The sequence below is a fragment of the Arthrobacter sorbitolis genome (genome assembly GCF_054510995.1).
Genome location: NZ_JBTNDM010000001.1, coordinates 881,853 through 895,300, shown reverse-complemented (window position 1 = coordinate 895,300; position 13,448 = coordinate 881,853). Strand labels below are relative to the sequence as shown.

The following is a 13,448-nucleotide window of genomic DNA, read 5'->3' as shown; positions in this document are numbered from 1 at the left end:
ACGGCCGGCCGGCCGGCTCAGATGACGTAGTCGGTGGCCGTCGGCGTGCCGTAGCTCCCGCCGTGGTACAGCAGGGGTGCGCCGTCCGGCCCGATGGTCCCGTCGATCACCTCGGCGACGACCACCGCATTGTTCTCGAAGGACAGGCGCATGCTGATGCGGCCCACGAGCCAGCCGGCCACGTCCTTCAGGATGGGCACGCCCTCCGGCCCCGGCTCCCAGTGGTCGCCCGTGAACCGGTCCTTCGTGCGGGCGAACCGGTTGGCGAGCCCCTCGTTCTCGGTGCTGAGCATGTGGACGCCCACGAAGTTCGTGTTCGCGACCGCGGGCCACGAGGAGGACGTCCTCGCCATGTTGAAGGAGAACCGTGGCGGGTCGGCGGACAGCGAGGCCACCGAGGTGGCGGTGAACCCGTAGGGGACACCGTCGTAGGTCGCGGTGATGATGGAGACGCCGGCCGCGTGGCGGCGGAAGACCTCGCGGAAGGATTCGCCGTGCAGCACGGGGGACGACGACGGGCCTCCCTGGGCGGTGCTGGGGTTGGTCACAGGGTTCCTCCGGGCAGTATCGGCAGTGGACGCCGCGGCGGCGGGCGGACCCGGGCAGGGGAAGGCCCACCTCAGCGGCTCCTCCACCCTAGGCGCGGTCCCCGGGCGCGGGAGGGTTTGTTAATGTAGAAGTCATGCGCGCCAGCCAGCAACCGGACACAGGATCGGGCAACTACCCGCCGCCGGTCTACGCCGTCGCCGAGGACAGGCGGTCCGTGCCGCCCTCGGGCATCTTCTGGTGGCTCGGCTCCACGGTCCTCCTCGGTGCCCTGCTCGGCGCCGCGTGGTGGCTCCTCGCGCCCACGGGGCGCCTGTTCGGCGACCCCGAGGTCGCGGCGGACTGGGTGCTCCGCGACCTCACGCTCGCCGGACTGGAACTGGTCGCGGGTATCGCCGTCGGCACCGTCGTGGCGCTCCGCCTGACCCGGCCCGGCGTGGTGCCCCGGATCGTGGCCGCGATCGGCGGATCGATCCTCGGCTCGCTCCTGGCCCTCGGCGTCGGGGAGGGCCTCGCCTACCTCCTCGGGCCGCACGGCACGGAAGGGCTGCCGGGCTCCTCCTTCGTGCTGCAGTCCTACGGGGCCCTGGCGATCTGGCCCGGCGTCGCCGCCGTCATCGTCTTCGTCACGGCACTCGTCGGGCTCGCCCGCCGCAGGACCTGAGCGGCCCGTCGCGCGCCCGGTCCCGCCGCGTACCCGGTGCGGCTCCCGATAGACTCGTCGGGTGACTCCCGCGCCCAGTACCTCCCCCGTCAGTTTCCGGACCCTCGACCTGCGCGGCCTGGCGCTGTCCCCCCGGGAGCTGAGGAACGCCATGCCGCGGGCGTCGGCGAGTGCCCTGTCCTCGGAGGCCGCCGTGCAGGCGATCATCGACGACGTCCGCGACCGCGGCTTCGACGCCCTGCGGGACCTCGCACGGCGGTTCGACGGCGTGGAGCAGGACCACCCGCGCGTGCCGGCGGAGGTCATCGCGGCTGCCGTGGCCGGGCTCGACGGCGACGTGCGGTCGGCTCTCGAGGAGGCCATCCGCCGCGCGCGCATCTTCGCCCGGGCCCAGGTCCCGGCGGACGTGCAGGTCGAGATCGCCGAGGGCGCGCACCTGACCCACAAGTGGATCGCCGTGGACAGGGTAGGGCTGTACGTCCCCGGCGGGCTGGCCGTCTACCCGTCCTCCGTGGTGATGAACGTCGTCCCGGCGCAGGCCGCGGGCGTCGGCTCGATCGCCCTCGCGTCACCGCCCCAGAAGGAGTTCGGCGGCTGGCCGCACCCCGTGATCCTCGCGGCGGCGTCCATGCTGGGCGTCACCGAGGTGTACGCGATGGGTGGCGCGCAGGCCGTCGCGGCCCTCGCCCACGGCATCCCGGACGGCTCGGACGCGGGCCCGGGGATCGACCCGGTCACCGTCGTCACGGGACCGGGCAACGTCTTCGTCGCGACGGCCAAGCGCCTGGTCCGCGGCCAGGTGGGGATCGACTCCGAGGCCGGCACCACCGAGATCGCCGTCCTCGCCGACGCGACGGCGGACGCCGACCTCGTCGCGGCCGACCTCGTGAGCCAGGCCGAGCACGACCCGCAGGCGGCGTCCGTGCTGGTCACGGACTCCGAGGACCTCGCGCACGCGGTCGTCGCGGCCCTCCAGGTCCGCGCCGCCGCGACACGCCACGCCGACAGGGTCCGGACGGCACTCTCCGGACCGCAGTCCGGGGTGATCCTCGTCGAGGACCTCGACCACGGCATCGCGGTGTGCGACGCCTACGCGGCCGAGCACCTGGAGATCCAGACCGCCGACGCCGGTGCCGTGGCGGCGAGGATCCGCAACGCGGGAGCCATCTTCGTCGGCGCGTACAGCCCCGTGAGCCTTGGCGACTACTGCGCCGGCTCCAACCATGTGCTGCCGACGGGCGGCACCGCGTCCTTCGCCTCCGGCCTCAACGTCACCACGTTCCTGCGTGCGGTGCAGCTCGTCGACTACGACCGCGCGGCGCTGGCCCGGGTGTCGTCGTCCATCCTGGCCCTCTCCGACGCGGAGAACCTCCCGGCGCACGGAGAAGCCGTCACGGCGCGCTTCGACGGCACCGCCGCCTGACCGGGCCCGCCGGACACCCTCGGACACCACCCGGACACCCCTCCGGCACGCCCACCCACTACATCTGGTAATGACAGTGTTGTTGTTTCACCATATGTAGTCCTAAAATGGGCGGGACGGTTGTTGTCGAGCGGAAGGGGAGGCCATGTACTGCCCGTACTGCCGTAACCCCGACTCGCGTGTCGTGGACAGTCGCCTCGCGGACGACGGCTCGGCCATCCGCCGCCGCCGCCAGTGCCCCGAGTGCGGACGCCGTTTCAGCACGGTCGAGACCACGAGCCTCAGCGTGGTGAAACGTTCGGGCGCGGGGGAGCCGTTCAGCCGGTCGAAGATCATCAACGGTGTCCGGAAGGCCTGCCAGGGCCGGCCGGTCACCGAGGACGACCTCGCACTCCTTGCGCAGGAGGTCGAGGAGAACGTCCGCGCGAGCGGTGTCGCGGAGATCGACGCGCACGAAGTGGGGCTGGCCATCCTCGGCCCGCTCCGGAAGCTCGACCAGATCGCCTACCTGCGCTTCGCGAGCGTGTACCAGGGGTTCGAGTCGCTCGAGGACTTCGAAGAGGCGATCGACACCCTGCGCGAGCAGGCGAAGGACAACGAGCGCGTGCCGAGCGGCGCGCAACGGCCGTTGACGGCGCGTTAGCGCCCTACAGATTCCGGTGGTGGCTGCGGAGGGGAAGCCGACGCCACCACCGGTTCCACGTCCGCCCCCGGCGGCAGGACGACCGGACATGACGACCGGACAGCCAGGAAGCCCGGTACGGACAGGATCCGTACCCGGGCTTCCGGCTGCGCGGGAGGGGTGGTCAGGCCCGCGAGGAGAAGAGCAGGGCGGCCTGCAGCGCTCCGCCGACGATCCCCGCGTGGTTCCGGAGCTCCGCCGGGATGATCGGGGTGCGCAGCTGGAGCGACGGCAGGTACTCGCTGCTCCGCTTCGAGATGCCGCCGCCCACGATGAACAGCTCCGGCGAGAAGAGGAACTCGACGTGCGAGAAGTAGCGCTGCAGGCGGACGGAATACTCGTCCCAGCCGATGCCGTCGCGCTCGCGGGCGACCGCCGACGCCTTCGTCTCGGCGTCGTGCCCGTCGATCTCGAGGTGGCCGAGCTCCGCGTTCGGCACCAGCCTGCCGTCGAAGATGAAGGCCGAGCCGATGCCGGTCCCGAGGGTGATGACCAGGACCGTGCCCATCTTGCCCTTGCCCGCACCGTAGCGGACCTCCGCGAGCCCGGCGGCGTCGGCGTCATTGATCACGTGCACCGAGCGTCCGAGGACCTTGGTGAACAGGGCGTCGACGTCGGTGTTGACCCAACTCTTGTCCACGTTCGCCGCCGAGCGGGCCACGCCGTGCTGGATGATCGCGGGGAAGGTGACCCCGACGGGGACGTCGGCGGGGGGTCCTTCGGGCCGTGAGGTCAGCTCGGCGACGATCTGCGCCACGACCCCCGCGACGGCTTCGGGCGTGGCGGGCTTGGGCGTCGGGATCCGGTAGCGCTCACCGACAATGACACCCTTCTCGAGGTCCACGATGCCGCCCTTGATGCCAGTGCCGCCGATGTCGACGCCGATGACGGTCGCTGGGAGCTTCTTCGATTTCTTCTTGTCGGTGTCCTTGGCCATGATTCTCCGTCGAAGTGGGGCCGGCGCGAGCCGGAGGGGCAGTGGTCGGGCAGTGGTCGGGCAAGAGTCGGGCACGGTCCGCGGGCGGTGCGCTAGGGCAGGGTCAGGATCTCCGCGCTGCGGTCGGTGACAACGAGCGTGTGCTCGAACTGCGCTGTCCTCTTCCGGTCCTTCGTGACGACGGTCCAGTCGTCCGCCCACATGGTCCAGTCGATCGTGCCGAGCGTCAGCATCGGTTCGATGGTGAAGACCATGCCCGGCTCGATGACGCGGTTGTAGGCGGGAGCGGCGTCGTAGTGCGGGATGATCAGGCCCGTGTGGAACGCTTCCCCGACGCCGTGTCCGGTGAAGTCACGGACAACACCATAACCGAACCGTTTCGCGTAGGACTGGATGGTGCGCCCGATGACATTGATCTCCCGGCCCGGGGCCACCGCGCGGATCGCCCGGTCGAGGGCCTCGCGGGTGCGTTCGACGAGGAGCCGTGACTCCTCGTCGACGTCGCCGATGCAGAACGTGTAGTTCGTGTCGCCGTGCACGCCGTCCTTGTAGGCGGTGATGTCGATGTTGAGGATGTCGCCGTCCTGCAGCACCGTGGTGTCGGGGATCCCATGGCAGATGACCTCGTTGAGGGACGAGCACAGCGACTTGGGGAAGCCCCGGTAGCCCAGGGTCGAGGGGTACGCGCCGTGGTCGAGCAGGAACTCGTGGCCGATCCGGTCGAGCTGGTCGGTGGTGACGCCGGGTGTCGCGGCGCGGCCCACCTCGACGACGGCCTGCGCGGCGATCCGGCTCGCGACCCGGATCTTCTCGATCGTCTCGGCTGTCTTCACCTCGGAGCCCGTGAAGGGGGCGGGAGCCTTGCGGCCCACGTACTCGGGCCGGGCGATGCCCGGAGGAACAGGGCGCTGCGGCGAGACCGTGCCGGGTGTCAGCGTCCCGAGGGGGGCCGTGGCGGAGGACTGGGGCATACCCTTGATCCTATAGCGGGCACGGGGACGGCCGGAAAAGCGGTGCCCCGGATCCCGGACGACAGCACCGGGCCCTGCACCGAGGAGGACGCCATGACGGAGTACTGGTACAACGTGCGGACGCACGAGGTCGAGGAGGACCGGCAGTCGGACTGGACCCAGCTGATCGGGCCCTACGCCACCCGCGGGGAGGCGGAGAAGGCCCTCGAGAAGGTCCAGCAGCGCAACGACGCCTGGGACCGGGAGGACGACTAGCGCCTAGAAGGTGTGCTCGGGTCCCGGGAAGCTGCCCGCGCGGACGTCGTCGGCGTAGGCGCGGGCGGCGTCCGAGAGCACCGTCCGCAGGTCGGCGTACTGCCTGACGAACCTCGCCTGCCTGCCGCCGCGCAGCCCGGCCATGTCCTGCCACACCAGCACCTGGCCGGTGGTCCCCGGACCCGCGCCGATACCGATGGTCGGTACCCGGACGGCGGCGTCGACGGCCGCCGCCGTCCCGGCGGGGACCATCTCCATCAGCACGCAGAACGCGCCCGCGTCCGCGAGGGCGACGGCGTCGTCGACGATCCGCCCGGACGCCTCCCCGCGGCCCTGCACCCGGTAGCCGCCGAGCGCGTGCTCGCTCTGCGGCGTGAACCCGATGTGCGCCATGACGGGGATCCCGGCACGGACGAGCGCGCGGACGGTGTCCGCGTAGTCGGCCCCGCCCTCCATCTTGACGGCATGGACCAGTCCCTCCTTGAGGAGCCGGACCGACGACTCCACGGCCTGCTGCGGCGACACCTCGTAGCTGCCGAAGGGCAGGTCGGCGACGACGAGGGCGCGTGTCGCGGCCCGGCTCACCGCGCGGCTGAACAGGATCATCTCGTCGAGGGTGATGGGCAGGGTCGTGGCGTGCCCGAGGACGTTGTTGGCCGCCGAATCGCCCACGAGGAGCACCTCGATGCCTGCCTCGTCGAACACCTGCGCCGCGTACTGGTCGTACGCCGTCAGCATCGCGAAGCGCGTGCCCTGGTCCTTGGCCTGCTGCAGGTGGCGGAGGCGGATGCGGCCGGACGGTCGTGCGGCGGCCGGTGAGCCGGGCGGAGGGGCCGGAGCGGCGCCTGCTCCCTCTCCGTAGGGTGCTGGCTGTTCGGCGGAAGTCATGGAACGAGCCTATCGGACGGGGCCGGACGGCCTCCCGCCGCGTGCACACGGCCAACGGCGCACAGGACGGCGCACGGGACGGCGCACGGGTCGATGCACCCTGGCCGGCGGACGGACGCACCGATCTGCTCCCGCGGGTCAGTAGAGTGATTCACGGCAGGCGCTCGCGTGCCGACGCCCGTGGCATGCCGCGGAGGCGGCGGCACCGGGTGCGCACGACGTCGGGCACGGCCCTCCGCCTCCGGGGCGGCAGGGCGACGAGGAACGGGAAGAGGTGGTCATGGACCGGCAGCAGGAGTTCGTACTGCGCACCATCGAGGAGCGGGACGTCCGCTACGTACGGTTGTGGTTCACCGACGTCGTCGGCTCCCTGAAATCCGTGGCGCTCGCGCCGGCGGAGGTCGAGGGCGCCTTCGCGGAGGGCCTCGGGTTCGACGGGTCCTCCATCGAGGGCCTGGCCCGCGTCTACGAATCGGACATGCTGGCGCAGCCCGATCCGTCCACGTTCCAGATCCTGCCGTGGCGCGGCGAGAAGGAACAGACCTCCCGCATGTTCTGCGACATCCTCACGCCGGACGGCCGGCCGTCCACCGCGGATCCGCGGGGAGTCCTCAAGAAGACGCTGGCGAAGGCCGCCGACATGGGGTTCACCTGCTACACGCACCCCGAGATCGAGTTCTACCTGCTGAAGTCCGCCGAGCTGGGCGCCGACGGCCAGCCGGTGCCCGTGGACCACGCCGGCTACTTCGACCACGTCCCCGGCGGCGTGGCCCAGGACTTCCGCAGGACCGCCGTGGCGATGCTCGAGTCCGTCGGCATCTCGGTGGAATTCAGCCACCACGAGGCCGGCCCGGGGCAGAACGAGATCGACCTGCGCTACGCCGACGCGCTGCAGACGGCGGACAACATCATGACGTTCCGCACCATCATCAAGGAGGTCGCCCTGACCTCCGGCAGCTACGCGACCTTCATGCCCAAGCCGTTCTCCGAGCACCCGGGCTCCGGTATGCACACGCACTTCTCCCTCTTCGAAGGGGACACGAACGCGTTCTTCGAGGCCGGCGCCGAGTTCCAGCTGTCGAGGACCGCACGCCAGTTCATCGCGGGCATCCTCCGCCACGCACCCGAGTTCACGGCCGTCACGAACCAGTTCGTCAACTCGTTCAAGCGCCTGTGGGGCGGCGGGGAAGCTCCCAGCTACCTCTCCTGGGGCCACAACAACCGCTCCGCCCTGGTGCGCGTGCCGCTGTACAAGCCCAACAAGGGCCAGTCCGCGCGCATCGAGTACCGCGGCATCGACTCCGCGAGCAACCCGTACCTCGCCTACTCGGTGCTCCTGGGTGCGGGCCTGAAGGGCATCGAGGAGGGCTACGAGCTCCCGCCGGCCGCCGAGGACGACGTGTGGAGCCTGACGGCCGCGGAACGCCGTGCGATGGGTCATGACCCCCTGCCCGCGAGCCTGCACGATGCGATCCGCGTGATGGAGGAGTCCGAACTCGTGGCGGACATCCTGGGGGAGCAGGTCTTCGAGAACTTCCTGCGGAACAAGCGCGCCGAGTGGCACGACTACCGTATCCAGGTGACCCCGTACGAGCTGCGCCGGAATCTCAACATCCTGTAGTGCCTGCCGGGGCCCGAGGCGACATGGCTAGGGTTGGGGGATGAGCCTCAACCGCAAGCTGATCAGTTACGGCTTCACGGACCTCGAGAAGAGCCGGCGGTTCCTGGACGCGCCCGAACTGGACGGGCTGAACGACGACGACCTCTTCGCGGGCCTCGCGGCGGCCGCGGACCCCGATCTCGCGCTGCAGTCCTTCGTGCGCCTGCTGGCCGGCAGCCGGAAGGCGGTCCTTGCGGCCTTCTCCGACGAGGGCAGGCGTGGACCGCTCTTCCGGCTCCTGGGGGCCTCCGAGGCCCTCGGCGAGTTCCTCATGCGGCGTCCCGAGCACCTCGACGTGGTCGGGCCCGGCCCGGCGACGCCGGCCGTCGTCGGACCCGACGCCCTCAGGTCCGCGCTGCTGCTCTCGGTCGACGCCGACCCGGCGGAGGACAACCCCGTCGCGGGCGTCACGGGGGCCGATGCCTACCGCAGGCTCCGGGTCGCCTACCGGCGCCACCTGACGGACCTCGCGGTACGCGACCTCTGCCACTGTGCGCCGGTGGACTACCTGCCCGTCGTCGCCCGCGAGCTGGCCGATCTCGCCACGGCCGCGCTCGAGGCGTCCCTCGCCGTCGCCCGGGCCGAGCTCGGGGAGGTGTACGGGGCCGACGACGTGGCGCGCGTCAGGCTCGCGGTCATCGCCATGGGCAAGTGCGGCGCACGCGAGCTGAACTACATCTCGGACGTCGACGTCGTGTACGTGGTGGAGGGCGAGGAGCTCGACGACACGGCGGTCACGAGGATCGGGACGGGCCTCGCCTCGGGCATGGCCCGGGGCGTCTATTCCGCCGGGACCGAGCCGGCACTGTGGGAGGTCGACGCCAACCTCCGCCCGGAGGGCAAGGACGGCCAGCTCGTCCGCACGCTGCAGTCCCACATCTCCTACTACGAGCGCTGGGCGAAGAGCTGGGAGTTCCAGGCGCTCCTGAAGGCGCGCGCCGCAGCCGGCGATCCGGGGCTGGGACGCCGCTACGAGGAGGCCATCGCCCCGTTCGTGTGGGCGTCGTCGCAGCGTGAGGGTTTCGTCGAGGGCGTCCGGGCGATGCGGCGCCGCGTCACCGACAACATCCCGCGCGACGAGGAGGCCCGCCAGCTGAAGCTTGGAGCGGGTGGTCTGCGGGACGTCGAGTTCACAGTGCAGCTGCTGCAGCTCGTGCACGGCCGGCTCGACGAATCGCTGCGTGTCCGGGACACCGTCACCGCGATCGCTGCGCTCAGCTCCGCGGGATACGTCGGACGGTCGGACGCCCTCGACCTCGACGACGCGTACCGCTACCTGCGGGTCCTCGAGCACCGGATCCAGCTCATGCAGATGCGCCGCACGCATCTCATGCCCGAGGACGAGAGCTCGCTGCGGGCCCTCGCCCGGTCCTCGCAGGGCTGCCTGGTCACGGTCCGTCCCAGCCCGCAGAGCCTCCACGACTCGTGGCAGCGGACCCGGAAGCTGGTCCGGCGGCTCCACGAGTCCATCTTCTACCGGCCCCTGCTCAACAACGCGGCGACGCTGCGCCCCGAGGACGTCCAGCTGACCGCCGAGGCGGCCCAGGCCCGCCTCGCCGCGCTCGGGTACCTCGACCCGCGCGGGGCGATGCGCCACATCGAGGCCCTCACCGGCGGGCTCCGGCGTCGTGCGATGCTGCAGCGCCAGCTCCTGCCGATCCTCCTCGCGTGGTTCGCCGACGGCGTCGACCCCGACGCCGGCCTCCTCGGCTTCCGCCGCCTCAGCGAGTCGCTCGGCGAGAGCCACTGGTACCTGGGGATGCTGCGCGATTCGAACGCCGCGGCCGAACGGCTGTGCGCCGTCCTGTCGAGCAGCCGGTTCATCACCGACCTGCTGGAGGTCTCGCCCGAATCCACGCAGTGGCTCGGCTCGGATGCGGCGCTGGTGCCCGGCACGTTCGATGCGCAGTGGCAGGAGATCCAGTCGAAGATGTCGCGGCACCCCGAGCCGGCGGAGGCCATCCGGCTGATCCGGCTGATCCGCCGCAGGGAGCTGCTGCGCATCGCCATCGCCGACAGCTCCCGCCTGCTGTCACAGGCGCAGGTGGGCGAGGCGCTGGCCGACGCCGACCGCGCCGCGATCCTCGGAGCCCTGCACGTGGCCGAGAGCCAGGTCCTCGGGCGGGAGGAGCAGCTCACGCACGTCGTCGTGATGGCGATGGGGCGCCAGGGCGGCAGGGAGATCACCTATGGGTCCGACGCCGACGTCATCTACGTCCACCGCCCGTTCCCGGGCGTCGACGAGGAGGCCGCGCAGAAGCAGGCGGAGGCGATCGTTGCACGCCTGGCCGCCCTGCTCACCCAGCCGTGCAAGCCGCCCGTGCTCGCGGAGCGGGTCCTCGAGATCGATACGGCGCTCCGGCCCGAGGGCAAGCAGGGAGCGATGGTGCGGTCCCTCGATTCGTACCGGGAATACTATCGTCGGTGGTCGCTGGTCTGGGAGGCCCAGGCGCTCCTGCGCGCCCGTCCCCTCGCGGGCGACGACGGCCTGGCGGCCGAGTTCCTCGAGGTCATCGACGCCGTGCGCTACCCGGCGGAGCTTCGGGAGACGGACGTCCGGGAGATCCGGCGCATCAAGGCCCGCGTGGAGTCCGAGCGGCTCCCGCGCGGTGCCGACCCGTCGCGGCACCTCAAGCTCGGACGCGGCGCCCTGAGCGACGTCGAGTGGCTCGTGCAGCTGCTTCAGCTGCAGCACGCGCGGGCGGTCCCTGCCCTCCGCGTGCAGTCGACGCTCGCCGCCCTGGACGTCGTCGCCGCGGAGGAGCTGCTGCCCGCGGAGGACGTCGCCACGCTCCGCGAGAGCTGGAACCTGGCGACCCGCATTCGGGCGGCGAACGTCATCTGGAGTGGACGCGGCTCCGATCTGCTGCCGTCGTCGCGGCGGGACCTCGAGGCGGTGGCGCGCTGGTGCGGCTACGGACCGGGCAGCGGCTCGGACCTCGAGGAGGACTACCTGCGGGTGACACGGCGCAGCAGGGCCGTCTTCGAGCGGCATTTCTACGGGTACTGAGGCCCGCAGCTCTGCGCTTGGTGAGGGTCGCGGCAGGGCTGGCCGCGGGCACGCTCAGCGGTCGAGGGCCGCGAATCGCTCGGCGAGCACGGGGGTGAGCGACCGCATGTAGGTGCTCGTGATGTGGTTCGCATCGAAGAAGACGTGCACGCCGCCGATGGCGGAATAGCACCGGCCACCGGGGCAGAACTGGTCCTGCAGGTCCAGCACCTTCACCCGCGGTGAACCGAGGGCGACAGCCGCCTCGGCGAGCGGGTCGACGGCGAGGGCCTCGCCGGCCGGGCTGGAGCACTCGAGCGGTTCCGACGCATGGAGGGCGAGGCAGTCCGGGCCGGCCCGGCCGAGCGTCAGCGGGGTGTCCCGGAGGACGTAGACCTCGACGCCCGCGTCGGCCCAGGCGCCGACGCGATCCGCGAAGGCGTCACGGTACTGGCTCAGCTGGTCCCGGCCCGAGCCGTCGTCGATGGTCTCGCGGGCACCGAAGGCCGAGACGAAGACCAGGTCCGGCTTCTGGTCCAGGATGCGGTCCGACACCTCCTGGCTCCAGGCGAGGCAGGCGTCCTGCGACCCCTCGGCCTCCGGCCGGCCATTGAATTCCGTCCGGCGGACACCGACATAGGGGCAGCCGCCGACGAGGCTCTCCTGCAGGCGCCAGGAGGACTCCCGGGCCAGCGCGTAGAGCGCGGTCTTCCACTGTTCGGCATGCGAGTCGCCCACGAGCCATGCCTCTGCGGCCGGTGCCCCGCCGGCGGCGAAGTCACAGCTGCTCAGGCGGGTCCCTCCGCCCACCTCGATGGGGTCCGGTGACGCCGCGCATTCCGCGCCGTCGAACCAGGGAGCCTCCTCGGGGCCGACCTGCGCGAGCGCGGGCGGGCCGAACGGGTCGCAGTCGGGGGTGGACAGGCTCTTCGCGCCGAAGCAGGGTCCGCCGGAGATCGCGTCGAGGGCCTGCCGTTGGCGATCGCCCGCTGCGTTCGCGGACACGGTCAGGGCCGTCGCCGCGAGGATGACGGCGAGCATGGCGCCGAGCAGGAGCATGCCGGAGGTGCGGGTGCCGAAGCGGCGGAGGAGTCCGGTCCTCGCCGGGTCCTCGATCAGCTGCTTGCTGCCGAAGGACAGGAGGACCGTTCCGGCGAGGAGGATGACCGTGTCGATCGGCTGGAGGTCGCGGCCGACCAGGGCCGGTACGAGGAGCAGGGCGGGCCAGTGCCACAGGTACAGGGAGTAGGAGATGTCCCCGACGAACTGGACGGGCCTGGCGCCGAGCACGGCTCCGGGCGCCCAGGCGGGGTGGTGCGGGCCGCTGGCGATGACGAGGACGGTGCCCACGACGGGGACCAGTGCCAGGTAGCCGGGGAAGGGGGTCCGCTCCGTGAAGCCGATGGCGGAGAAGAGGATCAGCCCGTACCCGATGACCTGCGCGGCTCCGGCGAGTGCGGGGGCCAGGGGGATCGTCAGGCTGCGCTGGTGGCGCAGGGCCCGCACGGCCACCAGGGCGCCTGCCGTGAACTCCCAGGCACGCGCGGGAGTCACGAAGTAGGCGGCGCTCCTGTTCACGGACGTGAGGTGGATGCAGAAGGCCAGGGACAGCACGAGGACCGCTCCGAGCACCAGGGTGAGGAGCGCCCGGCTCCGCATCCGGTGGCGGACGGCGAGGGTGACGACGGCGGTCAGCAGGAGGGGCCAGAGGAGGTAGAACTGCTCCTCGACCGAGAGCGACCAGTAGTGCTGCAGGGGCGACGCGGACTCGGTCTGCGCGGAGTAGTCGACGGACTTGAGTGCCAGGACCCAGTTCTCGACGTAGAGATTGGCGGCGAGGGTCTCCTGGGCGACCCCGATCCACCGTGGATAGGGCAGCGCCACCCACGCGACCGCCAGGGAGACGGCGGAGACGGTCAGCGCGGCGGGCAGCAGGCGGACGGCACGGCGGGCATAGAACGAGCCGAGGCGGACCCGTCCCGTGGCCGACAGTTCACCCAGCAGGTGCTTGGTGATGAGGTAGCCGGAGATGACGAAGAAGATGTCGACTCCGACGTATCCGCCCGGGAGCAGATCCGGTGCCGCGTGGTTCAGGACGACGAAGGCGACAGCCAGGGCCCGCAGCGCCTGGATGTCCTTCCGGGGCGCCTTCGACCGGGCAGCCGGTGCCTGCGGCTCGCTGGTCCGGGCGAGCACCAGGGCCGGCGCGGCGGTGTCGCTGGTCGTCAACAGTTCTCCTTCTCGGCCACGGGGGCGGAGGCCCGCCCTGAGTCCCTCCCGCCGGCAGCGGCAGCTGTGGCCTCGACGAGTGTAAGGTCCGCGTCGCCGCTGTCCGTGTATTTCGGGGGCGGGGCGACCGCGTGGCCCGCGGCACGACGACGGCGGCCCTTCCGGAAAGGAAGAGCCGCCGTCGGTCCGTGCTGGTCGTGCTGG

The 13,448-nt window shown here is 71.5% G+C and carries 11 protein-coding genes; 6 read left to right on the top strand and 5 right to left on the bottom strand.

Going from position 1 to position 13,448, the window contains the following annotated elements; all coding sequences use genetic code 11:
* Positions 1–17 precede the first annotated feature (17 nt).
* The gene (locus tag ACX80K_RS04230; protein ID WP_459270592.1) at positions 18–548 is read right to left on the bottom strand and encodes a flavin reductase family protein; all 531 of its coding nucleotides are present in this window, start codon (positions 546–548) and stop codon (positions 18–20) included.
* 134 nt (positions 549–682) lie between these two features.
* On the opposite strand from ACX80K_RS04230, the gene ACX80K_RS04225 reads away from it, so the two are divergent.
* The 3 genes from ACX80K_RS04225 to nrdR all read left to right on the top strand — a co-directional run bounded on the left by ACX80K_RS04225 (position 683) and on the right by nrdR (position 3,276).
* Positions 683–1,210, top strand: coding sequence for a hypothetical protein (locus ACX80K_RS04225; protein ID WP_459270591.1), 528 nt, complete (start codon positions 683–685; stop codon positions 1,208–1,210).
* A gap of 61 nt (positions 1,211–1,271) precedes the next feature.
* A complete protein-coding gene (gene hisD, locus ACX80K_RS04220; RefSeq protein WP_459270590.1) occupies positions 1,272–2,633 on the top strand; it encodes a histidinol dehydrogenase in 1,362 nt (453 codons plus the stop codon).
* Positions 2,634–2,778: 145 nt separating this feature from the next.
* Positions 2,779–3,276 carry a transcriptional regulator NrdR gene (gene nrdR / locus ACX80K_RS04215; RefSeq protein ID WP_104179413.1) on the top strand — a complete coding sequence of 166 codons (498 nt, stop codon included), beginning with the start codon at positions 2,779–2,781 and terminating at the stop codon, positions 3,274–3,276.
* Between the two features lie 163 nt (positions 3,277–3,439).
* Here the strand turns inward: nrdR and ppgK are convergent, their stop codons facing one another.
* Both ppgK and map read right to left on the bottom strand, forming a co-directional pair.
* Positions 3,440–4,252, bottom strand: coding sequence for a polyphosphate--glucose phosphotransferase (gene ppgK / locus ACX80K_RS04210; RefSeq protein WP_459270589.1), 813 nt, complete (start codon positions 4,250–4,252; stop codon positions 3,440–3,442).
* 92 nt (positions 4,253–4,344) lie between these two features.
* Positions 4,345–5,223: a type I methionyl aminopeptidase gene (gene map, locus ACX80K_RS04205; protein ID WP_459270588.1), complete on the bottom strand. Its 879-nt coding sequence runs from the start codon at positions 5,221–5,223 to the stop codon at positions 4,345–4,347.
* A 93-nt stretch (positions 5,224–5,316) separates the two neighbouring features.
* Between map and ACX80K_RS04200 the strand changes: the two genes are divergently transcribed.
* Entirely contained in the window at positions 5,317–5,478 is a 162-nt protein-coding gene (locus ACX80K_RS04200) for an SPOR domain-containing protein (RefSeq protein ID WP_146069559.1), read from the top strand.
* Between the two features lie 3 nt (positions 5,479–5,481).
* On the opposite strand, the gene panB is transcribed toward ACX80K_RS04200, so the two are convergent.
* Complete coding sequence (gene panB / locus ACX80K_RS04195; RefSeq protein WP_459270587.1) at positions 5,482–6,366, bottom strand: 3-methyl-2-oxobutanoate hydroxymethyltransferase; 885 nt, start codon at positions 6,364–6,366, stop codon at positions 5,482–5,484.
* 280 nt (positions 6,367–6,646) lie between these two features.
* Here panB and ACX80K_RS04190 point away from each other — a divergent pair, with 280 nt between their 5' ends.
* Positions 6,647–7,987 carry a glutamine synthetase family protein gene (locus ACX80K_RS04190; protein WP_459270586.1) on the top strand — a complete coding sequence of 447 codons (1,341 nt, stop codon included), beginning with the start codon at positions 6,647–6,649 and terminating at the stop codon, positions 7,985–7,987.
* 40 nt (positions 7,988–8,027) lie between these two features.
* Complete coding sequence (locus ACX80K_RS04185; protein WP_459270585.1) at positions 8,028–11,036, top strand: bifunctional [glutamine synthetase] adenylyltransferase/[glutamine synthetase]-adenylyl-L-tyrosine phosphorylase; 3,009 nt, start codon at positions 8,028–8,030, stop codon at positions 11,034–11,036.
* Positions 11,037–11,090: 54 nt separating this feature from the next.
* Here ACX80K_RS04185 and ACX80K_RS04180 read toward each other — a convergent pair whose 3' ends face one another.
* Positions 11,091–13,244 carry an acyltransferase family protein gene (locus tag ACX80K_RS04180; protein WP_459270584.1) on the bottom strand — a complete coding sequence of 718 codons (2,154 nt, stop codon included), beginning with the start codon at positions 13,242–13,244 and terminating at the stop codon, positions 11,091–11,093.
* Positions 13,245–13,448: the final 204 nt, after the last annotated feature.

Coding starts and splice junctions, on each gene's coding strand:
- ACX80K_RS04190 (WP_459270586.1), top strand. CDS start 6,647: ATGGACCGGCAGCAGGAGTTCGTACTGCGCACCATCGAGGAGCGGGAC.
- nrdR (WP_104179413.1), top strand. CDS start 2,779: ATGTACTGCCCGTACTGCCGTAACCCCGACTCGCGTGTCGTGGACAGT.
- ACX80K_RS04225 (WP_459270591.1), top strand. CDS start 683: ATGCGCGCCAGCCAGCAACCGGACACAGGATCGGGCAACTACCCGCCG.
- ppgK (WP_459270589.1), bottom strand. CDS start 4,252: ATGGCCAAGGACACCGACAAGAAGAAATCGAAGAAGCTCCCAGCGACC.
- panB (WP_459270587.1), bottom strand. CDS start 6,366: ATGACTTCCGCCGAACAGCCAGCACCCTACGGAGAGGGAGCAGGCGCC.
- ACX80K_RS04200 (WP_146069559.1), top strand. CDS start 5,317: ATGACGGAGTACTGGTACAACGTGCGGACGCACGAGGTCGAGGAGGAC.
- ACX80K_RS04185 (WP_459270585.1), top strand. CDS start 8,028: ATGAGCCTCAACCGCAAGCTGATCAGTTACGGCTTCACGGACCTCGAG.
- map (WP_459270588.1), bottom strand. CDS start 5,223: ATGCCCCAGTCCTCCGCCACGGCCCCCCTCGGGACGCTGACACCCGGC.